The organism is Sorangium sp. So ce128 (assembly GCF_051525245.1).
In the GTDB taxonomy this organism is placed as follows: Bacteria; Myxococcota_A; Polyangia; order Polyangiales; family Polyangiaceae; genus Sorangium; species Sorangium cellulosum_B.
Genome location: NZ_CP150313.1, coordinates 2414085 through 2428650, shown reverse-complemented (window position 1 = coordinate 2428650; position 14566 = coordinate 2414085). Strand labels below are relative to the sequence as shown.

Genomic DNA, 14566 nt, shown 5'->3' with positions numbered 1-14566 from the left:
CAATCGTGCACGAACGCACGCAAACGAACGCAAACGAACGCAAACGAACGCAAACGAACGCAAACGAACGCAAACCTACGCTGAGACGCGGCGCCCGGTCGAGCCCGGGTGAGGCCATCGTAACCGACGCCACCGGCGCGACCGAACGGCGAAAGGCCGAGCATGAGCGAGCGCGCGAGGGCGCGCCAGGGCGCGCGCTCCCGCGATCGTGGTATGCGGGCGTCCATGGCAAGCAAGCTCGCCGGGCGGGTCGTTCTCATCACGGGCGCGTCGTCGGGGATCGGCGAGGCCCTCGCCCGGGAGGTCGCCCGGCGCGGCGGCCGGGTCGTCCTCGCGGCGCGGCGGGCCCAGCGGATCGAGGCGCTCGCGACGGAGATCCGGCGGTCCGGCGGCGAGGCGCTCGCGACCCCGTGCGACGTCACGCGCGACGGCGACGTGGAGCGCGCCGTCGCGCAGGCGAGCGAGGCGTTCGGGGGGCTCGACGTCGCCATCGCGAACGCCGGGTTCGGCGTGGCGGGGCGCGTCGAGGAGCTCGCGCTCGACGATTTCCGCCGGCAGTTCGAGACCAACGTCTTCGGCGCGCTGCGCACCGTGAAGGCCGCGCTGCCGGAGCTCAAGCGATCACGCGGCGGCGTCGCGCTCGTCGGCAGCGTGATGGGCTACCTCGCGGTCCCCGCGGTGGGCGCCTACACGATGAGCAAGTTCGCGGTGCGCGCCCTCGCCGAGACGCTGCGCGCGGAGCTCCACGCCGAGGGCGTCGCGGTCACGCACGTCGCGCCGGGGTACGTGGCGAGCGAGATCCGCCAGATCGACAACGCGGGCAACCTGCACGAGGGCACCCCGGACCCCGTGCCGCGCTGGCTCGTCATGCCGGCGCAGACGGCGGCGCGACAGATCATGGACGGCATCGCCGCGCGGCGCGCCGAGGTGATCGTGACCGCCCACGGCAAGCTCGGGGTGTCGCTCTCGAGGCACGCCCCGGGGCTCCTCCGCGCGACCGTGTCGAGGCTCCCGCGCAAGCGCCGCGTCAGCGAGCGCTGAGCCGGCGCGGCGCCGCCTACGGCGCGGCCTGCGCGAGCTCGCGCCGGACGAGCGCCTCCAGGGCGTCGATGAAGCGCGGCCGCGTGTTCACGGCCGGCGCCCGGGAGAGCCGCGCGAGGCCCGCCTCACGGGCGAAGACCTGCGCCTCCACGTCGAGATCGTAGAGGGTCTCGACGTGATCCGCGACGAAGCCGATCGGCGCGATCAGCGCCTCCCGCACGCCGCGCGCGGCGAGGCCGTCGAACGTCGACCGCAGATCCGGACCGAGCCAGGCGTCGCCGGTCATGCCCTGGCTCTGGAAGGCGACGAGCACCGGGTTCCCGCGGGCGGCGATGCGGCGCTCCACCTCGGCGGCCATCGCGCGGAACTGGCGCTCGTACGGATCTCCGGCGGCGATGATCCGCTGCGGGAGGCTGTGGGCGGAGAGGATCACCGCCGCCTTCGCCCGGCCCTCCTCGGGGATGCGCGCGAGCGCCTCGTCGATCACCTCGACGAAGGCGTCGATCAGCGCCGGCTCGAGCCCCCACGCGGGCACGCACCGGACCTCCATGCCGCCCTGCTCGGCAGCCGCGTCGCGGACGACGGCGTGGTAGACGTCGACGGACTGCGGCGCGAGCGGCAGCGAGACGACGCGCCTCACGCCGCTGCGGTGGAGCGCGCCGAGCACCTCGGCCGGATACGGGTGCCAGAGGCGCCCGGCGATGGCGACCGGGAGACCGAGCCTCGCAGCGAGCGCGTCCGCCTGGGCCTGCGTGATGCGCATGAGCGGCGAGCCGCCGATCGCCTGGAAGCGGCGGCGGACCTCGTCGATCACCTCCGGCGGGGCGGGCCTGCCGCGGCGGATGTTGGTGACGAATGCGGGCAGATCGTCGAGCCGCTCGACGGTGCCGTGGCAGCTGAGGAGGACGGCGGTGGTCACGGCGCTACTCTACATCGGCGCCGCGCGAGCAGCGCAGCCCTCGCCGGCGCGTGAGGGCGCCGCCGCTCGCTGGCGCTGGCTCAGTCCGCGTCCCAGGCGACGACGACGCGATCGTGGCCGATGAGGCCGTTCTTCTTGCGGGCCAGGTGCTGCGCGACGACCCGATCGCCGGCCGCATAGACGCGCACCTCCATGTACGCCAGCCCCTCGTCGGTCTCGATTCCGTCCAGGATCTCCGTCGTGTCGAGCTGGCGCTCCCAGCCCGAGACCGGATCGCGGAAGAGGTCGCTCTTGAGCCGCTCCAGGATCGCGTGCCTCCCGCTGGTGACGCTGGGGTGGGCCGGCGGATCACGGCTGCTCACCTCCTCGATCACGGCGTCTTCCGCGTAGATCCGGGAGAGGGCCTCGATGTCCTTGCCCCTCAGGGCACGGGTGATCTCTGCGAGCAGTCCACCGTTCACCCGCTGGGCCGAGGGTCGCGTCCGCGCCGAGCCTTCCATGCCTGCTTGCATGGGACGCAGCGGCGCAGGCGTCGAGCCCGTGCCAGGGCCGCGCGGCAACGGTGACGGTGATGAAGGATGAAGCGCCGCATCCCGGCAGCGACATCGGGCCGCGACGCGAGCGTCACGGATGGGACAGACGGGCGCTGAGCTCGGTGGAGCGCTGAGCTCGGTGGGCAGCCCTCGTCCACATGGCCACCAGCCGAGATCGCGTGGCTGGCGGCGAGTTGCAGCGCCTGGACGGACGTGATGGATAAGGAAGGTTATGACGCAGCGCCGCACAGTCGTGCTCGCCGATCTCCATCTCGTGCGCCAGACGCCGCGCGACGTGACCGCCGATCTTGCCCGGTTCGTGGAGGCCCACCGCGGGGCACGCATCGTGGTCGCGGGCGATCTGTTCGATCTCTCCTCCGAGTCGCCCTGGATGCCCCGGCCGCGCGCGCTGCGCGAGGCGCTCCTCGCGCACCCGACCGCGCGGGCGGCGCTCGCCGAGCACCTCGACCGCGGCGGCGAGCTCTGGCTGGCGGGTGGCAACCACGACGCCGAGGTCGGGGCGCCCGACTTCCCCGTGGCGCTGGCAGAGGCGCTCGAGGTGACCGGCGAGGCACGGTCGCGGCTCCGGACGACGCCCTGGTTCTTCCGCGAGGGGGCGATCCACCTCGAGCACGGCCACCTGTACGATCCGGACAACGCCCCGGCTCACCCGCTCGTGGTCGGCGAGCGCAGCCTCGGCGTTCACTTCGTCGAGGAGTTCATCGCGCCGACCGGCGCGCACCGCTATCTGCAGGCGAACGATCAGACGCCGCTCAGCTTGTTCCTCTCGGCGTTCACCTGGTACGGCCCTCGCGCGCCCTACGTCATCTACCGCTACTTCCACGCGGCGATCGGCGCGATGTTGAAGAGCGGCCCGCTCTACCGCGCGGGAGGCGAGGCCACGGTGGGCGCCGCGGCCATGGAGCGCTTCGCGCACGAGCTCGGGGTGCCGCGCGCGATGGCAGACGCGCTCGTCGGGCTCGGGGCCACCCCGACCCTGGAGAGCGCAGCGCGCACGTTCACGCGGCTGTACTTCGATCGCGTGATCGCGACGCTGTCGATGGGCGCCGGGATCGCGGCGCTCGGGCTCGGCGCGCGGGGGACCGGCGCCGCGGCGCTCGGGCTCGGCGCGCTGCTGATGGGCGCGAGCTGGGCGAACGGGCACAACCGCTACGCCGGCACGGTCACCGAGCGCCTGGCCGAGAGCGCTGGCCGCGTCGCGAGGACGACCGGCGCGAAGCTGGTCGTCTTCGGCCACACGCACCGCGAGGCGCTCGGCGACGGCTACGCGAACACCGGGAGCTTCTCGTTCCCTCGCGCCGCGCCCGGCCGGCCCTACGTGGAGATCGAGGGGCCGCTCGAAGCACCGCGCGCGATGACCCGCTTCTGGCGAGCCGTGGCGTGACTCCGAACCACTAGAAGAGCCGCCGAGCGGCGGCCGCCCGCGCAGGAGACGGGTGGCCGTCGGTCGCTCTAGCCCCCACTCGCGTGCGCCGTGAGCGCGCCCTCGACGAGGTCGAGCGCGAGCGGGACGTCCTCTTCCGGGATCGGCGCGCCGCCGAGCATCGCTGCCAGCAGCCGCTCCCTCGGCTCCGGCCGCAGCACGACAGGACCGCCGCCACAGGCCCGGCAGACGAGGCCGCCGCGCGCCGGGTCGGCACAGGCCGACTGCGTCGTGTCGCAGGCGCGCCCGCAACGGACGCACTGCGCGAGCTCGAGGCCCCAGCCGAACGCGACGAGCAGGCGCAGGCCGGCCTCCACGAGCAGCGCCTGGGGAGGGGCCGTGGACACCTCGTCGAGGCGGTCGAGCAGCTGGTTCAGCTCGCTCCACGCCGCCTGCTCGGCCGTGTGCGCCGGCGCGATCTCCCGCACCCAGCGCAGCGCGCGCCCGGCCACCTCGAGGCGCCCGAGATCCCCCGCGAGGCGCAGGCGCGGGCGCTCGATCGCCGCTTCCGTGAGCTGGGCGAGCTCCGCGCCCGGACGGATCTCCAGCGTCACGCGGAGCAGGTGCATCGGCTCGAGCGCCGGGAAGCGCTTGGCCGAGCGGCGCGCGCCGCGCGCCGTGGCAGAGATGAGCCCCCCCTGCTCGGTGAAGAGCCCGACCAGGAGGTCGGCTTCACCGAAAGGGACACGCCGGACCAGAAGCGCCCCGGTCCGGAGGCGCTCCGTCCGCGGGCGAACCGATCGAGGCATGGGAGGTACCGGCGGTTATGGCGCGAACCGCGCGCGAGCGCCCGGCGAAAATTTGGCCCTCAGGCCGAGAGGGAGGTACGAGCCCTCGCGAGCGTGCCCTCCGACAGCTCCGGCGGCATGTCGTGGCCGCGGGGCCTGAGCACGATGCTGAGCGCCAGCGTGAAGAGGATGAGCAGCAACACGAACGCGATCGCGACCCCGAAGCGCCTGCTCTGGGTGCGGCGCGCGGGCGCCGCGATGGGCAGCGGTGTCACCAGCGCGATCCGGCGGCTCGCTGTATATCGGGCCAACACCTCCTCCATCGGGAGCGAGACCGCGCGAGCGTACGCTTTCAAGAACCCGCGAACGAACACCTCGCCGGGCAGGTCGTCGAAATGATCTGCCTCGATTCGCTCGATGGAGATCACCGGGATGCGCGTGGCGCGGGCGACTTCCTCCACGCTCATGGCTCGGGCCTCACGCGTGCGTCTCAGGTAGCGTCCGATCGACTCCATCCCATTCCACCCATCGTCATTCGGTCGTCACTCTACTCACCCTGAGAACCGTTGCTCAACCCCCTAGCGCACCCCGCGGTACTTCTCGGAGAGCGGCGCGCCGAGGCCCTATTGCAACGTCTGTAACTGTGCAGCGCAGCGCTGCCCCACGGGCGTCGTCGCGTTGATCTCCCGGCACCGCTCGAGATCGGCGCGCGCGTCGTCCACAAGCCCCCTCTTCTCGGCGATGCGGGCGCGCGCGTCGAACGCGTCCTGCAGCCGCGTGCACTCCGGCTGGTCGGTCTCGACCGCCCTCGTCAGCGCCTCGCGCGCCAGATCGAGCTCGCCTCGCTTCTCGTAGGCGAGGCCGAGCCGGTACTGCCCCACGCAGAAGAGCGGCTGCGCGGCAATCGCGCGGCGTAGCGCGTCGATCGCCTCGTCGTTCCTGCCCTTGAGCAGGTACGCCCAGCCCAGGTTGCCCCACGACTTCTCCGGCGAGGCGTACAGGATGTCCTCGGTCAGCGGCTTGAGCACCGCGATCGCCTCGTCGTAGCGCCGCTGATGCACGAGGATGACGCCGAGCGCGTTCTTCGCGTCCCGCATCTCCGGGTTCGCCTCGAGGGCCCGCCGCGCCATCTTCTCGGCGCTGTCGAAGCGGCAGTCGCTGGAGTGGGCATCACCCGCGCAGAAGCCGAGCAGGATCAAGGCGCCGAGATAGGACGCTTCGGCGTTGTCCTCGTCGTGCGAGAGCGCCTGCTCGACGTGCGCCAGCGCCTCGCGCAGGCGGCCGCGCTGGAACGAGTCGCGCGCGAGATCATATTCCGCGAGCGACCGCGCGTCGCTCGTCTGCGCCGAGGGCTGCGCGCCACCGCACGACGCGAGCGCGAGCGGCGCAATGGACGCGACGGACGCAAACGACAACAGCGACCCCATCGACACGACAGCAGCCGCGCTGGGGATGCACCCCGCGCGGGTCGCTGCTGTCCTGTGTCGCTGCGAGGTCATGTGCGATCTTGAATCCGCTGCCGAACGATGCCGCGGCGCGGCACATTGTCAGGACGGGACTTCGCCTGCCCTGCGGGGAACCCTGAGTAAACCAGGCCGCTTGTCACGTCAACCTGCGAATCTCCCAGGAAGACGCGGCGCGTTCTCAGGATCCCGATTCGGCTTCCAGCAATTGTCAGGTCGGCGTAGGATGGTGGCGCAGGCGCTTCCTGCTCGTCACTGTTCGCCACGGATCTCGTCCTTGAGACCCAGCAGGCCGAACAACCTCCGCAGCGCTTCGATATCCGGGATCTCGAGGCGCTCGTCAGCGACGCGCAGGTACTGGCCCTCCCGGAGCTGCTGGACGGCGCGCTTCACCGTGTCGACGTCGAGGCCGACGCGGGTGGACAGCTCCATCGGCGAGATCGCGAACGAGGCGCCGTTCGATGCGGCGCCGCCGGTGGCGCGCGACTGCTGCGCGAGCTTGAGGAGCGCGTTCACGACCTTCGACTGCGTGTCGTTGAGCATCATGATCTCGATCTGGTCCTCCGCGTCGCGGAGCCGACCGACGAGCTGCTTGATGATACGCAGCGCGACGGCCGGGTTGCGCTCGACGAGGTTCTGCAGCGTGCCCTGATCGAGCGCGAGCGCGACCCCGCGGGAGAGCGCGATCGCCGTCGACGAGCGCGCCGCGCCGCCGAGGAGCGCGGATTCGCCGAACAGATCGCCGGGCTTCAGGACCATCAAGCTGCGCTCGGCGCCGCGGACCTTCTTGATGAGCCGGACCCGCCCTTCCTCGAGGAGGTATGCCTCGGTCCCGGGCTCGCCCTCGCGAAAGATGACGTCGCCGGCCTCGAACGGGCGGCCGAACCGGGCGCGGAGCCGCTCGGGATCGGGCCCCGGCTCGGCCGACTCCACGGGGGCGGACAGGGCGGCGGGCTCGTCGCGCGACGCGGCGGGGACGGAGGGAGAGCCAGCAGGCTCCGCTGCCGCGGCGAGCGGCGGAGCGCGCTCCGCGTCGCTGGGGCTCGAGGCCTCGCGCTCCGCGTCGGGTGCGACGCCGTCCCCTTCAGGCGAGCTGATCATCGGGGCGGAGTGTATCCCAGCTCGGCCGGCTTCGCGTCCGGCGCGCGCACATAGAGCGGCTCCAGGAGCGCCGGATCGTGCGGGGCCGCCGCTGGCCCGCGCTCGCCGCCCGCGGCGGCCGCCCGGAGCCGGTCGATCGCGAGGCGTCCGATCCATGTCGCGTCGGGAAAATCCAGGGCGTCGCCCCGCGCGGCGAGCGGCCGGAGCGCCTCGATCTCCTCGGCGACGGCGCCGACGACGACGATGCGGCGCCCCGCGGCGAGCTCGGCCACGACATCGAACACCGCGTCGCGCGGCAGGTGGCGCGGCGGGATCGAAGGCGCCGCCGCGGGCGCATCGAAGGCGGCCAGGAAGACCTCCCCCTTCTTGGCGTCGATCAGCGGGACCAGGAGATCGCCGGGGCCCGCCGCGCCAGCAGCGAAGGCGGCGGCGGCCATCGCCTCGAGCGACGTGACGCCGGCGACCGGGACGTCCAGCGCCAGCGCGACGCCCTTGGCCGCCGCGACCGCCACCCGGACCCCGGTGAACGAGCCGGGCCCCACGTCGCAGCCGAGCGCCTGCACCGCGGCGGCCGGTAGGCCTGCCGCGGCGAGCACCTCGTCGACGGCTCCGAAGATGCGCTCTGCGTGCCCGTGCAGGTCGGCGTAGGTCGTCGCCGCGAGCAGCCGCGCGCCGGCCGCCGGCGCCGCGGCGAGGCCGGCGGTGGAAAGCGCGCCGCCCCGCGACGCCGCCGCCTCGGCGTGCAGGTCCACGTCCGCTGCTTCGAAGAGGGCGGCGCTGCCGCGCGGGGTCGAGGTCGAGAGGGCGAGGAGCTTCAAGGCGCGCTCGGGAACGTTGCAGCCGCGATGCTGTCTGGCAGAACCTCGGGCCAAGGGCAACGAGCTTCGGCGAGGCGCTGGGGCCGCTGCGCGTCCGACTGGGCCGAAGGGCGGGGTGCGAGCCGATGCGCGATCAACGAGCGATGCTGCCGGCGCTCCTCGTATCGGCGCTCGTCCATCTGGGCGCGTGGAGCTCGGCGCGGCTCGGGCCGGAGGTGCCCGCCAGCGATCCCGCCGAGCCAGCGGCGGAGCGCGAGCCGATCGATCTCTGGACCGGGCTCACGGCCGCGCTGCCGGGCAGCGGTGGCGCGGCGCGCCCGAGCGACGCTCGCGGCGGGCGCGACGAGGCCGGCGAGCGCGGCGAGCCGATGAGCATGCCAACGGCGCGCGCTCCGGCCGATGCCAGCCGGCCCACGGCGCCTGCAGAGCGCCCCGCAGAGGCCGGCGGCGAGCCGGCGCCGCCCATGGCGGCCGCGCCGCGCGGCCCGGCAGCGCCCCGGCCCAAGGCGACGCCCCGGCCCAAGGCGACGCCCCGGCCCGCAGAGCGACGCCGGGAGCCCGCGGTGAACGGGGAAGCCGGCGCACCGGCGCGCTCCGCCGCCGCGCGGACGAGCGCTGGCGCCGGAGAGGACGGCGAGGGCGACTTCGGGGCGGCCGGCGTCAGCGCTGTGCGCAACCTCGGGCGCGCCTTCACGAGGGCCATCCCGCCCGCGTGCCAGGCGGACCCGATCTGGGCGACGCTCCCGCCCGGAAGCGCGGGGAAGGCGCGCTTCGTGATCGACATCGACGACGCCGGGCACATCGCAACGTGGCGTCCGGAGCCCGGAGGGGAAGAGCCCGCGCGACACCTGAGCAACCTGGCGAAGCGGACAATCGCGCTGCTCGGCGGCGGGACGTTCGCGGTGGCGCGGGGCGCCGTGACGGCAGGGAAGCAGACGCTGGAGGTGAGCGCCGTCGTCCGCGTCGGCGAAGGCGCGGGAGAGACAGGCGCCCCTGCCGATCTGGCGTGGCGCTTCGAAGGGGGGCGCGGCAAGGCGTCGTTCGTCCAGCCCGGCGGTCGCCTGGTGGAGGTCGTCGTCCAGGTGGTGCGCACGGAGGCCGCGCGAGGCGCGCCTCCTGGCTGAGCGGCCAGCGGGCCGCGCGTGCGCCGCCTCGTCCGGCCCACGGAGCAGCTCGGCCGCGGCGCGGAGCGCTTTCCAGCGGCCACTCCTTGCGCGCTTGCGGTCGCGCCTCGAGGCTCTACGTCCGGCCCGTGGGACGGCTCCGCGCTGCCGCATGGGCGTGTGTCGGGTTCCTCGGGACCGCACCGCTCGCTGCCTGCGACGACCGGGCAGCCGCGCTCTCGCCCCCTCCATCGCCCCGCGGCGCGGCGAGCGCGCCGTGCTCGGTCCTGCGCGCGGAATCGCCGCCCGAGCCGCCAGCGGCCCGCGGCGCGATGACCCTGCCTGCGCTGATCGAGCAGGTGCGGCCGGTGGTGGTGACCGTCACCACCCTGCGCGCGCCCTCGTTTCCGGACGGGCGCGCGGGCCCGGCGCTCCCGTTCGACGGCCGTGTGCAGCGGGTGGAGCGGGCGATCGGATCCGGGTTCGTGATCGCCGAAGAAGGGCTCGTGCTGACGAGCGATCACGTGATCGGCGACGCGTTCGGCATCGAGGTGCAGCTCTCGGACGAGCGCGCCTTCGAGGCGACCGTGGTCGGGCGGGATCCGACGCTCGACGTGGCGCTGTTGAAGCTGCTCGGAGCGGGGTCGCTGCGGGTCGCCTCCCTCGGATCGAGCGCGCCGGTCCGGCCTGGCGACGGCGTCATCGTGATCGGGAGCCCGTTCGGGCTCGGACCGACCGTGACCCGGGGCATCATCAGCGCGACGTCGAGGCCCATGGGTACGGGGAACCTCGACGGCTTCCTCCAGACCGACGCCGCCATCAACCCGGGAAACAGCGGCGGGCCGCTCTTCGACGCCACGGGGCAGGTGATCGGCATCGCGACGGCGATCCACGCCGATGGCCGCGGCATCAGCTTCGCCCTGCCGATCGACGAGGTGCTCGAGATCCTGCCCGAGCTGCGGGAGACGGGCCGCGTGGACCGGGGGCGCATCGGGATCAGCTTCCAGGAGGTGACCTCGCAGCTCGCGCGGGTGCTCCGGCTGCCAGGGCGGATGGGCGCGCTGATCACGGAGGTCGAGCCGGACGGCCCCGGATCGCGGCTGGGCTTCAGGCCGGGCGACGTGATCACGTCGGTCGAGGGGCACCGCGTCGAGCACGCGCGCGAGCTCGCGCGCATGCTCCGGCGAGCCAAGCCGGGAGACGAGGTGGAGCTGATCTACAAGCGCGACGGCGCGGACCGGCGCGCGACGATGAAGCTCGATCCCTCGGCCCCCCACGAGCCGTCGTCGAGCTGGCGCGCGCTCGAGGATCGCGCGCCGAGGGACGCCGAGCAGCCGCCGTTCGGCGTGCTGGCGAGCGACGCCCTGGAAGGAGCGCGCATCGAGTCGATCGCGCCTCGGAGCCCTGCGGCTGGCCGCCTCGAGGTGGGCGACGTGGTGCTCGACCTGAACGGCGCGCCGGTGCGGGGCGGCGCCGACCTGACCGCGCGCCTGGGCGCGGCGGCACACAAGGATCTCCTGTTGCGGGTACGACGCCACGGGGCGCCCCGCTACCTCGCGGTCCCGGCGCGCTGAGCGGGCATCGCTCCAGCGACCTCGGTCCAGCGCGCTGGGCGCGGGCGACACACTCACCGAGCGCTGGCCACATGCCGGCGAGCGCGGGCCCACTGCTCACCGAGCGCGGGCCCACTGCTCACCGAGCGCGGGCCCACTGCTCACCGAGCGCGGGCTACATGCCCGCAATGGACGCTGCTACCTTACGCCGCATGGGAGCTTTGGCAGGCGCGAGGTGCCCGATTTGCCGCAAGTCGGCGGGGCCCAGGCCCGAGAACCCGGTCTTTCCGTTCTGCTCGCCCCAGTGCAAGCTGGTGGACCTCGGCCGCTGGCTCGACGGTGGCTACCGGGTGCCTGGCCCGCCCGTTTCATCCACAGGGGACGCCGAGACCGTGGAATCGACGGGACGAACCGACGGGCTCGACGGGAACATCCAGGAAGAGGACGAATGATCTCTCGTCGCGCGCTTTGCCTGCTCACCGTTCTCACGTCGGCCTCCATGACGTCCGCGGCCCTGGCACAGCAGGGGCAGCCGCTCTTGGGGAACTCGCCGAGCGCCGCCTCGCCCGCCGGCGCCGCGGCCGCGCAGCCGAACCCGTACGATCCATCGATGCAGGCCGGAGGCCTGGCGCCGCCCCCTCCGATGACCACGCCCGAGCCGGAGCCCGCCGCCCCCGACGGCACAGAGCAGCGCCTCGACGAGGCCAAGGAGCGGGACTCGGGGCGCGGCCTCGAGATCGTCTGGCTGAACGTCGAGGGAGGCTACGAGAACGTCGGCCTCCAGACGTTCAACATCGACGAGGACGACTTCACGGCCGGGTTCGTTTCGAGCGCGGCCAACGGGGGTGTCATCGGCGCGGGGGCTGGCGTCCGGCTCCTGTACTTCACGCTGGGCGCCCGCGGACGGGTCGGGTTCTTCAGCGACTGGCAGCTCTTCACCCTGGGCGGCGAGGTCGGCATGCACCTGCCGCTCGGGAAGCTCGACCCGCACGTCGATCTGGGCTTCGGCTACGCCGGCCTCGGCAGCGTCAAGAGCGCGGTGAGCGGCGCGGCCGACGCCATCGCGATCCGCGGCTTCTACGGAAGGGTCTCCGGTGGGCTCGACCTCTACCTGTCGCCGGTCTTCTCGATCGGCGCGAACGCGAGCTGGGAGCTCCTGGCGCTGACCAGGCCGGGGCTCTCCTCGGCCGCGATCGAAGGGATCAAGGGCGGAGCCGCCGCGCCTCAGCAAGCCAAGGCCGATCTGCTCGCGGCCGAGGGCTCCAGCGTGGGCTCGGCGCTCGCCCTGACCGCGGTCGCCGGCCTCCACTTCTAGCCGCAGCGAAGCCAGCTCCACCGCCCCGCCCCTCGCGCCCATGAACGCCGCCGCCGCGCTCCTCTGGCTCGCCACCGTCGCAGCGCCGCTCGGAGGGCTGGCCGCGCTCCTCGTCTGGTCGCAGCGCCTCTATGGCAGGCGCCGGTTCGCGGTGGGGACGGCGCTGCTCGGCGCGCTCGCGTTCGTGCCGGCGCTGCTCATCGAGACGTTCCTCCAGCGCTGGCAAGGCGTCGACAAGGTCGCCAGCGCGCTCGACGCCGTCACGCTCGTCTACATCTTCGTGGTCACGGCGCCGCTGGAGCAGGGCCTCAAGGTGGCGGCCGTCGCGCCGATCGCGCGGCTGCGCGCGGTGGAGGAGCCGTTCGATGGGCTCGTGTACGCGGCCGCCGCGGCGCTCGGGTTCGTGTCGGCCCACAACGCCGTGTACCTGTGGGGCCGGCCGCTGGAGCCGCTCGACATCGCGCGGGCCCTCCTCGCCGTGCCGGGGCACCTCTTCTTCGCCTCGCTCTGGGGCTACGCGCTGGGCCGTGAGCGCACGCGGCCGCTGGGCGGCCGTCGCTTCAACGCCGCGTGGCTCGGCGCGATGGTGCTCAACGGCGCCTACGACTACATCGTCTTTGCGTGCCGCCCGGTCGCGCTCGTCATCGCGGCGCCGGTGCTCCTCGGCACCGGCCTCGTGACCTTCCTCGCCGCCCGCGACCTGCTCCGCCGAGGCGCGTCGCCGCACAGCTCGCAGCGCAGGGAGCGCCGCTTCCTCCCCCGCATCGCTCCGCCGTCGCTCGGAACGTTGCGTGAGGCGCTCAGGCGCACCGAACGACCGGTGACGCTCACGTGGATCGCCTTCGGCGCGCTCGTCACGGTCGGGGTGATGACGACCGCGCTCGCGATCGCGATCGCGCTCGGCCATCGCTTCGGCGTCGACTTCGCGGCGGTGGACAGGGGCGACGCCTCGGCCGCCGCGGCGGCGCCGCTCCTCTTGCTCGTCGCAGCGGCGATCGCCGCCTTCCCCTTGGCTGGTTATCTCGTCGCCCGGGCCTCGTCGACGGGCAGCGTCCTCGAGCCGGCCGCCTCGGCGGCGCTCGCCATCCTGGGCTCTCTGGTGCTGCTCGGCCTCGCGGCCCCCGTCGCCGTCGTGTTCGCGGCCGCGCTCGCCCCCATCGCCTTCAGCCTCGCGTGCGCGGGCGCCTGGATCGGCACGACGCGCTGAGCGCGGCGCACGCTCGCGCCTGGCGCTAGAAATCCTGCCAGTTCGGTGGGCGTCGGCTCTGCGACGAGCCCGCGCGACCCCGACCTCGTCGCCACGCAGCGCCGCCCCGCGCCGCTGCCGCCGCAGCGCTGGCCGGAGCTCGAGCGACCAGCAGACCTACGCGGTCGCCGCCTTCGCCGCCGGCTGGTGCTTGGCTACCTCGTCCTGGAACCTGCGGAGCAGCTCCTGCGCTGCGGGCGACAGGTTCCGCGGCACCTCGACCTGGATGACCACCTGGAGCGCTCCGCGGCCGCGACCATCGATCCGGGGCGCGCCCTTGCCCTTGACCGAGATCACCTCGCCGGGCTGCACGCCCGCCGGGACCTCGACGTCGACGACCGTGTCGTCCGGCAGGTCGATCTTGACCGTGCTGCCGAGAGCCGCGTCGGCGAAGGAGATGGGCGCCCGCGTGATGAGGTCGAGCCCGTCGCGCTCGAAGCGCTCGTCCGCGGCGAGATCGACGTCGACGTACAGATCGCCGGGCGGCGCGCCCTGGGCGCCCGGCATGCCCTGGCCCGGCACCCTGAGCCGCTGGCCGCCGTCGATGCCGGCTGGGAAATTGACGACGACCTTCCGCGTCTTCTCGACCGCCCCGAACCCCTTGCAGGTGGCGCACGGCGTCTTGATGACCGAGCCCTCGCCCGAGCATTCAGGGCACGTCTGGGTGAACATCACGAACCCGCGCGAGGTCGAGACCTGCCCGGCGCCGCCGCACGTACCGCACGGCTTGCGTTTCGTCCCTGGCTTCGCCCCCGAGCCGGAGCAGTCGTCGCACGCCACCGGCGTCCGCAGGACGACCTCCCGCTTGCAGCCGAGCAAGGCGTCCCGCAGCGAGAGCCGCTGCTGAACCCGGATGTCCTGGCCGCGCGCGGGCCCGCGCCGCCGGCGCTGCCCGCCGCCGAAGCCGCCGAAGAACTCCGAGAAGATGTCCTGGAAGTGGGAGAAGATGTCGCCGTCGGCCGCGCCGCCGATCCCCTCGAGGCCGGCGTGCCCGAACTGGTCGTACCGCCTGCGCTTCTCCTCGTCGGAGAGGACCTGGTACGCCTCGGTGGCCTCTTTGAAGCGGGCCTCCGCCGACGCATCGCCGGGGTTCCGGTCCGGATGGTTCTTCAACGCAGCCTGACGATAGGCCTTGCGAATGTCGTCAGGCGTCGCGTCTCGCGCGAGGCCAAGAACTTCGTAGAAGTCGCGCTTTTCACTCATGAATCGTGGACCGCCGCGTCGATCCTGCCCGACAGCGGGCACAGGTGCCGGCAGACCATAAGTCGTCGTGCGCGCCTGTCAACGCGTAATACAGCGTGA

At 73.5% G+C, this 14566-nt stretch carries 15 protein-coding genes; 7 read left to right on the top strand and 8 right to left on the bottom strand.

Annotated elements, in window-relative coordinates; all coding sequences use genetic code 11:
• Positions 1–225 precede the first annotated feature (225 nt).
• Positions 226–1041, top strand: a complete 816-nt coding sequence (locus WME82_RS09440) for an SDR family oxidoreductase (protein ID WP_437745150.1) — start codon at positions 226–228, stop codon at positions 1039–1041.
• 16 nt (positions 1042–1057) lie between these two features.
• Here WME82_RS09440 and hemH read toward each other — a convergent pair whose 3' ends face one another.
• Entirely contained in the window at positions 1058–1960 is a 903-nt protein-coding gene (hemH, locus tag WME82_RS09435) for a ferrochelatase (RefSeq protein ID WP_437745149.1), read from the bottom strand.
• Positions 1961–2040: 80 nt separating this feature from the next.
• Entirely contained in the window at positions 2041–2460 is a 420-nt protein-coding gene (locus WME82_RS09430) for a hypothetical protein (RefSeq protein WP_437745148.1), read from the bottom strand.
• A gap of 265 nt (positions 2461–2725) precedes the next feature.
• On the opposite strand from WME82_RS09430, the gene WME82_RS09425 reads away from it, so the two are divergent.
• The gene (locus tag WME82_RS09425) at positions 2726–3898 is read left to right on the top strand and encodes a hypothetical protein (protein ID WP_438042558.1); all 1173 of its coding nucleotides are present in this window, start codon (positions 2726–2728) and stop codon (positions 3896–3898) included.
• A 68-nt stretch (positions 3899–3966) separates the two neighbouring features.
• Here WME82_RS09425 and recO read toward each other — a convergent pair whose 3' ends face one another.
• The 5 genes from recO to tsaB all read right to left on the bottom strand — a co-directional run bounded on the left by recO (position 3967) and on the right by tsaB (position 8047).
• Positions 3967–4686: a DNA repair protein RecO gene (gene recO, locus WME82_RS09420; RefSeq protein ID WP_438042557.1), complete on the bottom strand. Its 720-nt coding sequence runs from the start codon at positions 4684–4686 to the stop codon at positions 3967–3969.
• Positions 4687–4745: 59 nt separating this feature from the next.
• Positions 4746–5180, bottom strand: a complete 435-nt coding sequence (locus WME82_RS09415; protein ID WP_044964367.1) for a helix-turn-helix domain-containing protein — start codon at positions 5178–5180, stop codon at positions 4746–4748.
• Positions 5181–5288: 108 nt separating this feature from the next.
• Positions 5289–6164, bottom strand: coding sequence for a tetratricopeptide repeat protein (locus WME82_RS09410; protein ID WP_438042556.1), 876 nt, complete (start codon positions 6162–6164; stop codon positions 5289–5291).
• A gap of 216 nt (positions 6165–6380) precedes the next feature.
• On the bottom strand, positions 6381–7229 hold the full coding sequence (locus tag WME82_RS09405) for a Crp/Fnr family transcriptional regulator (RefSeq protein ID WP_438042555.1): 849 nt from the start codon (positions 7227–7229) through the stop codon (positions 6381–6383).
• On the bottom strand, positions 7226–8047 hold the full coding sequence (gene tsaB / locus WME82_RS09400; RefSeq protein ID WP_437745143.1) for a tRNA (adenosine(37)-N6)-threonylcarbamoyltransferase complex dimerization subunit type 1 TsaB: 822 nt from the start codon (positions 8045–8047) through the stop codon (positions 7226–7228). Before tsaB ends, WME82_RS09405 begins: the two co-directional genes overlap by 4 nt.
• Before the next feature lie 125 nt (positions 8048–8172).
• On the opposite strand from tsaB, the gene WME82_RS09395 reads away from it, so the two are divergent.
• The 5 genes from WME82_RS09395 to WME82_RS09375 all read left to right on the top strand — a co-directional run bounded on the left by WME82_RS09395 (position 8173) and on the right by WME82_RS09375 (position 13225).
• Positions 8173–9171, top strand: coding sequence for a hypothetical protein (locus tag WME82_RS09395; protein WP_438042554.1), 999 nt, complete (start codon positions 8173–8175; stop codon positions 9169–9171).
• Between the two features lie 128 nt (positions 9172–9299).
• The gene (locus tag WME82_RS09390) at positions 9300–10724 is read left to right on the top strand and encodes a trypsin-like peptidase domain-containing protein (RefSeq protein WP_438042553.1); all 1425 of its coding nucleotides are present in this window, start codon (positions 9300–9302) and stop codon (positions 10722–10724) included.
• A 191-nt stretch (positions 10725–10915) separates the two neighbouring features.
• The gene (locus WME82_RS09385; protein WP_437745140.1) at positions 10916–11155 is read left to right on the top strand and encodes a DNA gyrase inhibitor YacG; all 240 of its coding nucleotides are present in this window, start codon (positions 10916–10918) and stop codon (positions 11153–11155) included.
• The gene (locus WME82_RS09380) at positions 11152–12018 is read left to right on the top strand and encodes a hypothetical protein (RefSeq protein WP_437745139.1); all 867 of its coding nucleotides are present in this window, start codon (positions 11152–11154) and stop codon (positions 12016–12018) included. Before WME82_RS09385 ends, WME82_RS09380 begins: the two co-directional genes overlap by 4 nt.
• Before the next feature lie 40 nt (positions 12019–12058).
• The gene (locus tag WME82_RS09375) at positions 12059–13225 is read left to right on the top strand and encodes a PrsW family intramembrane metalloprotease (RefSeq protein WP_438042552.1); all 1167 of its coding nucleotides are present in this window, start codon (positions 12059–12061) and stop codon (positions 13223–13225) included.
• Between the two features lie 156 nt (positions 13226–13381).
• On the opposite strand, the gene dnaJ is transcribed toward WME82_RS09375, so the two are convergent.
• On the bottom strand, positions 13382–14467 hold the full coding sequence (gene dnaJ, locus WME82_RS09370; RefSeq protein WP_437534265.1) for a molecular chaperone DnaJ: 1086 nt from the start codon (positions 14465–14467) through the stop codon (positions 13382–13384).
• Between the last annotated feature and the right edge of the window lie 99 nt (positions 14468–14566).

What these genes read in the sequence shown, in the direction of transcription:
- WME82_RS09440 (WP_437745150.1), top strand. Translation starts at nt 226, where the DNA reads ATGGCAAGCAAGCTCGCCGGGCGGGTCGTTCTCATCACGGGCGCGTCG.
- WME82_RS09430 (WP_437745148.1), bottom strand. Translation starts at nt 2,460, where the DNA reads ATGGAAGGCTCGGCGCGGACGCGACCCTCGGCCCAGCGGGTGAACGGT.
- WME82_RS09425 (WP_438042558.1), top strand. Translation starts at nt 2,726, where the DNA reads ATGACGCAGCGCCGCACAGTCGTGCTCGCCGATCTCCATCTCGTGCGC.
- recO (WP_438042557.1), bottom strand. Translation starts at nt 4,686, where the DNA reads ATGCCTCGATCGGTTCGCCCGCGGACGGAGCGCCTCCGGACCGGGGCG.
- WME82_RS09415 (WP_044964367.1), bottom strand. Translation starts at nt 5,180, where the DNA reads ATGGAGTCGATCGGACGCTACCTGAGACGCACGCGTGAGGCCCGAGCC.
- WME82_RS09410 (WP_438042556.1), bottom strand. Translation starts at nt 6,164, where the DNA reads ATGACCTCGCAGCGACACAGGACAGCAGCGACCCGCGCGGGGTGCATC.
- WME82_RS09405 (WP_438042555.1), bottom strand. Translation starts at nt 7,229, where the DNA reads ATGATCAGCTCGCCTGAAGGGGACGGCGTCGCACCCGACGCGGAGCGC.
- WME82_RS09395 (WP_438042554.1), top strand. Translation starts at nt 8,173, where the DNA reads ATGCGCGATCAACGAGCGATGCTGCCGGCGCTCCTCGTATCGGCGCTC.
- WME82_RS09385 (WP_437745140.1), top strand. Translation starts at nt 10,916, where the DNA reads ATGGGAGCTTTGGCAGGCGCGAGGTGCCCGATTTGCCGCAAGTCGGCG.
- WME82_RS09380 (WP_437745139.1), top strand. Translation starts at nt 11,152, where the DNA reads ATGATCTCTCGTCGCGCGCTTTGCCTGCTCACCGTTCTCACGTCGGCC.
- WME82_RS09375 (WP_438042552.1), top strand. Translation starts at nt 12,059, where the DNA reads ATGAACGCCGCCGCCGCGCTCCTCTGGCTCGCCACCGTCGCAGCGCCG.
- dnaJ (WP_437534265.1), bottom strand. Translation starts at nt 14,467, where the DNA reads ATGAGTGAAAAGCGCGACTTCTACGAAGTTCTTGGCCTCGCGCGAGAC.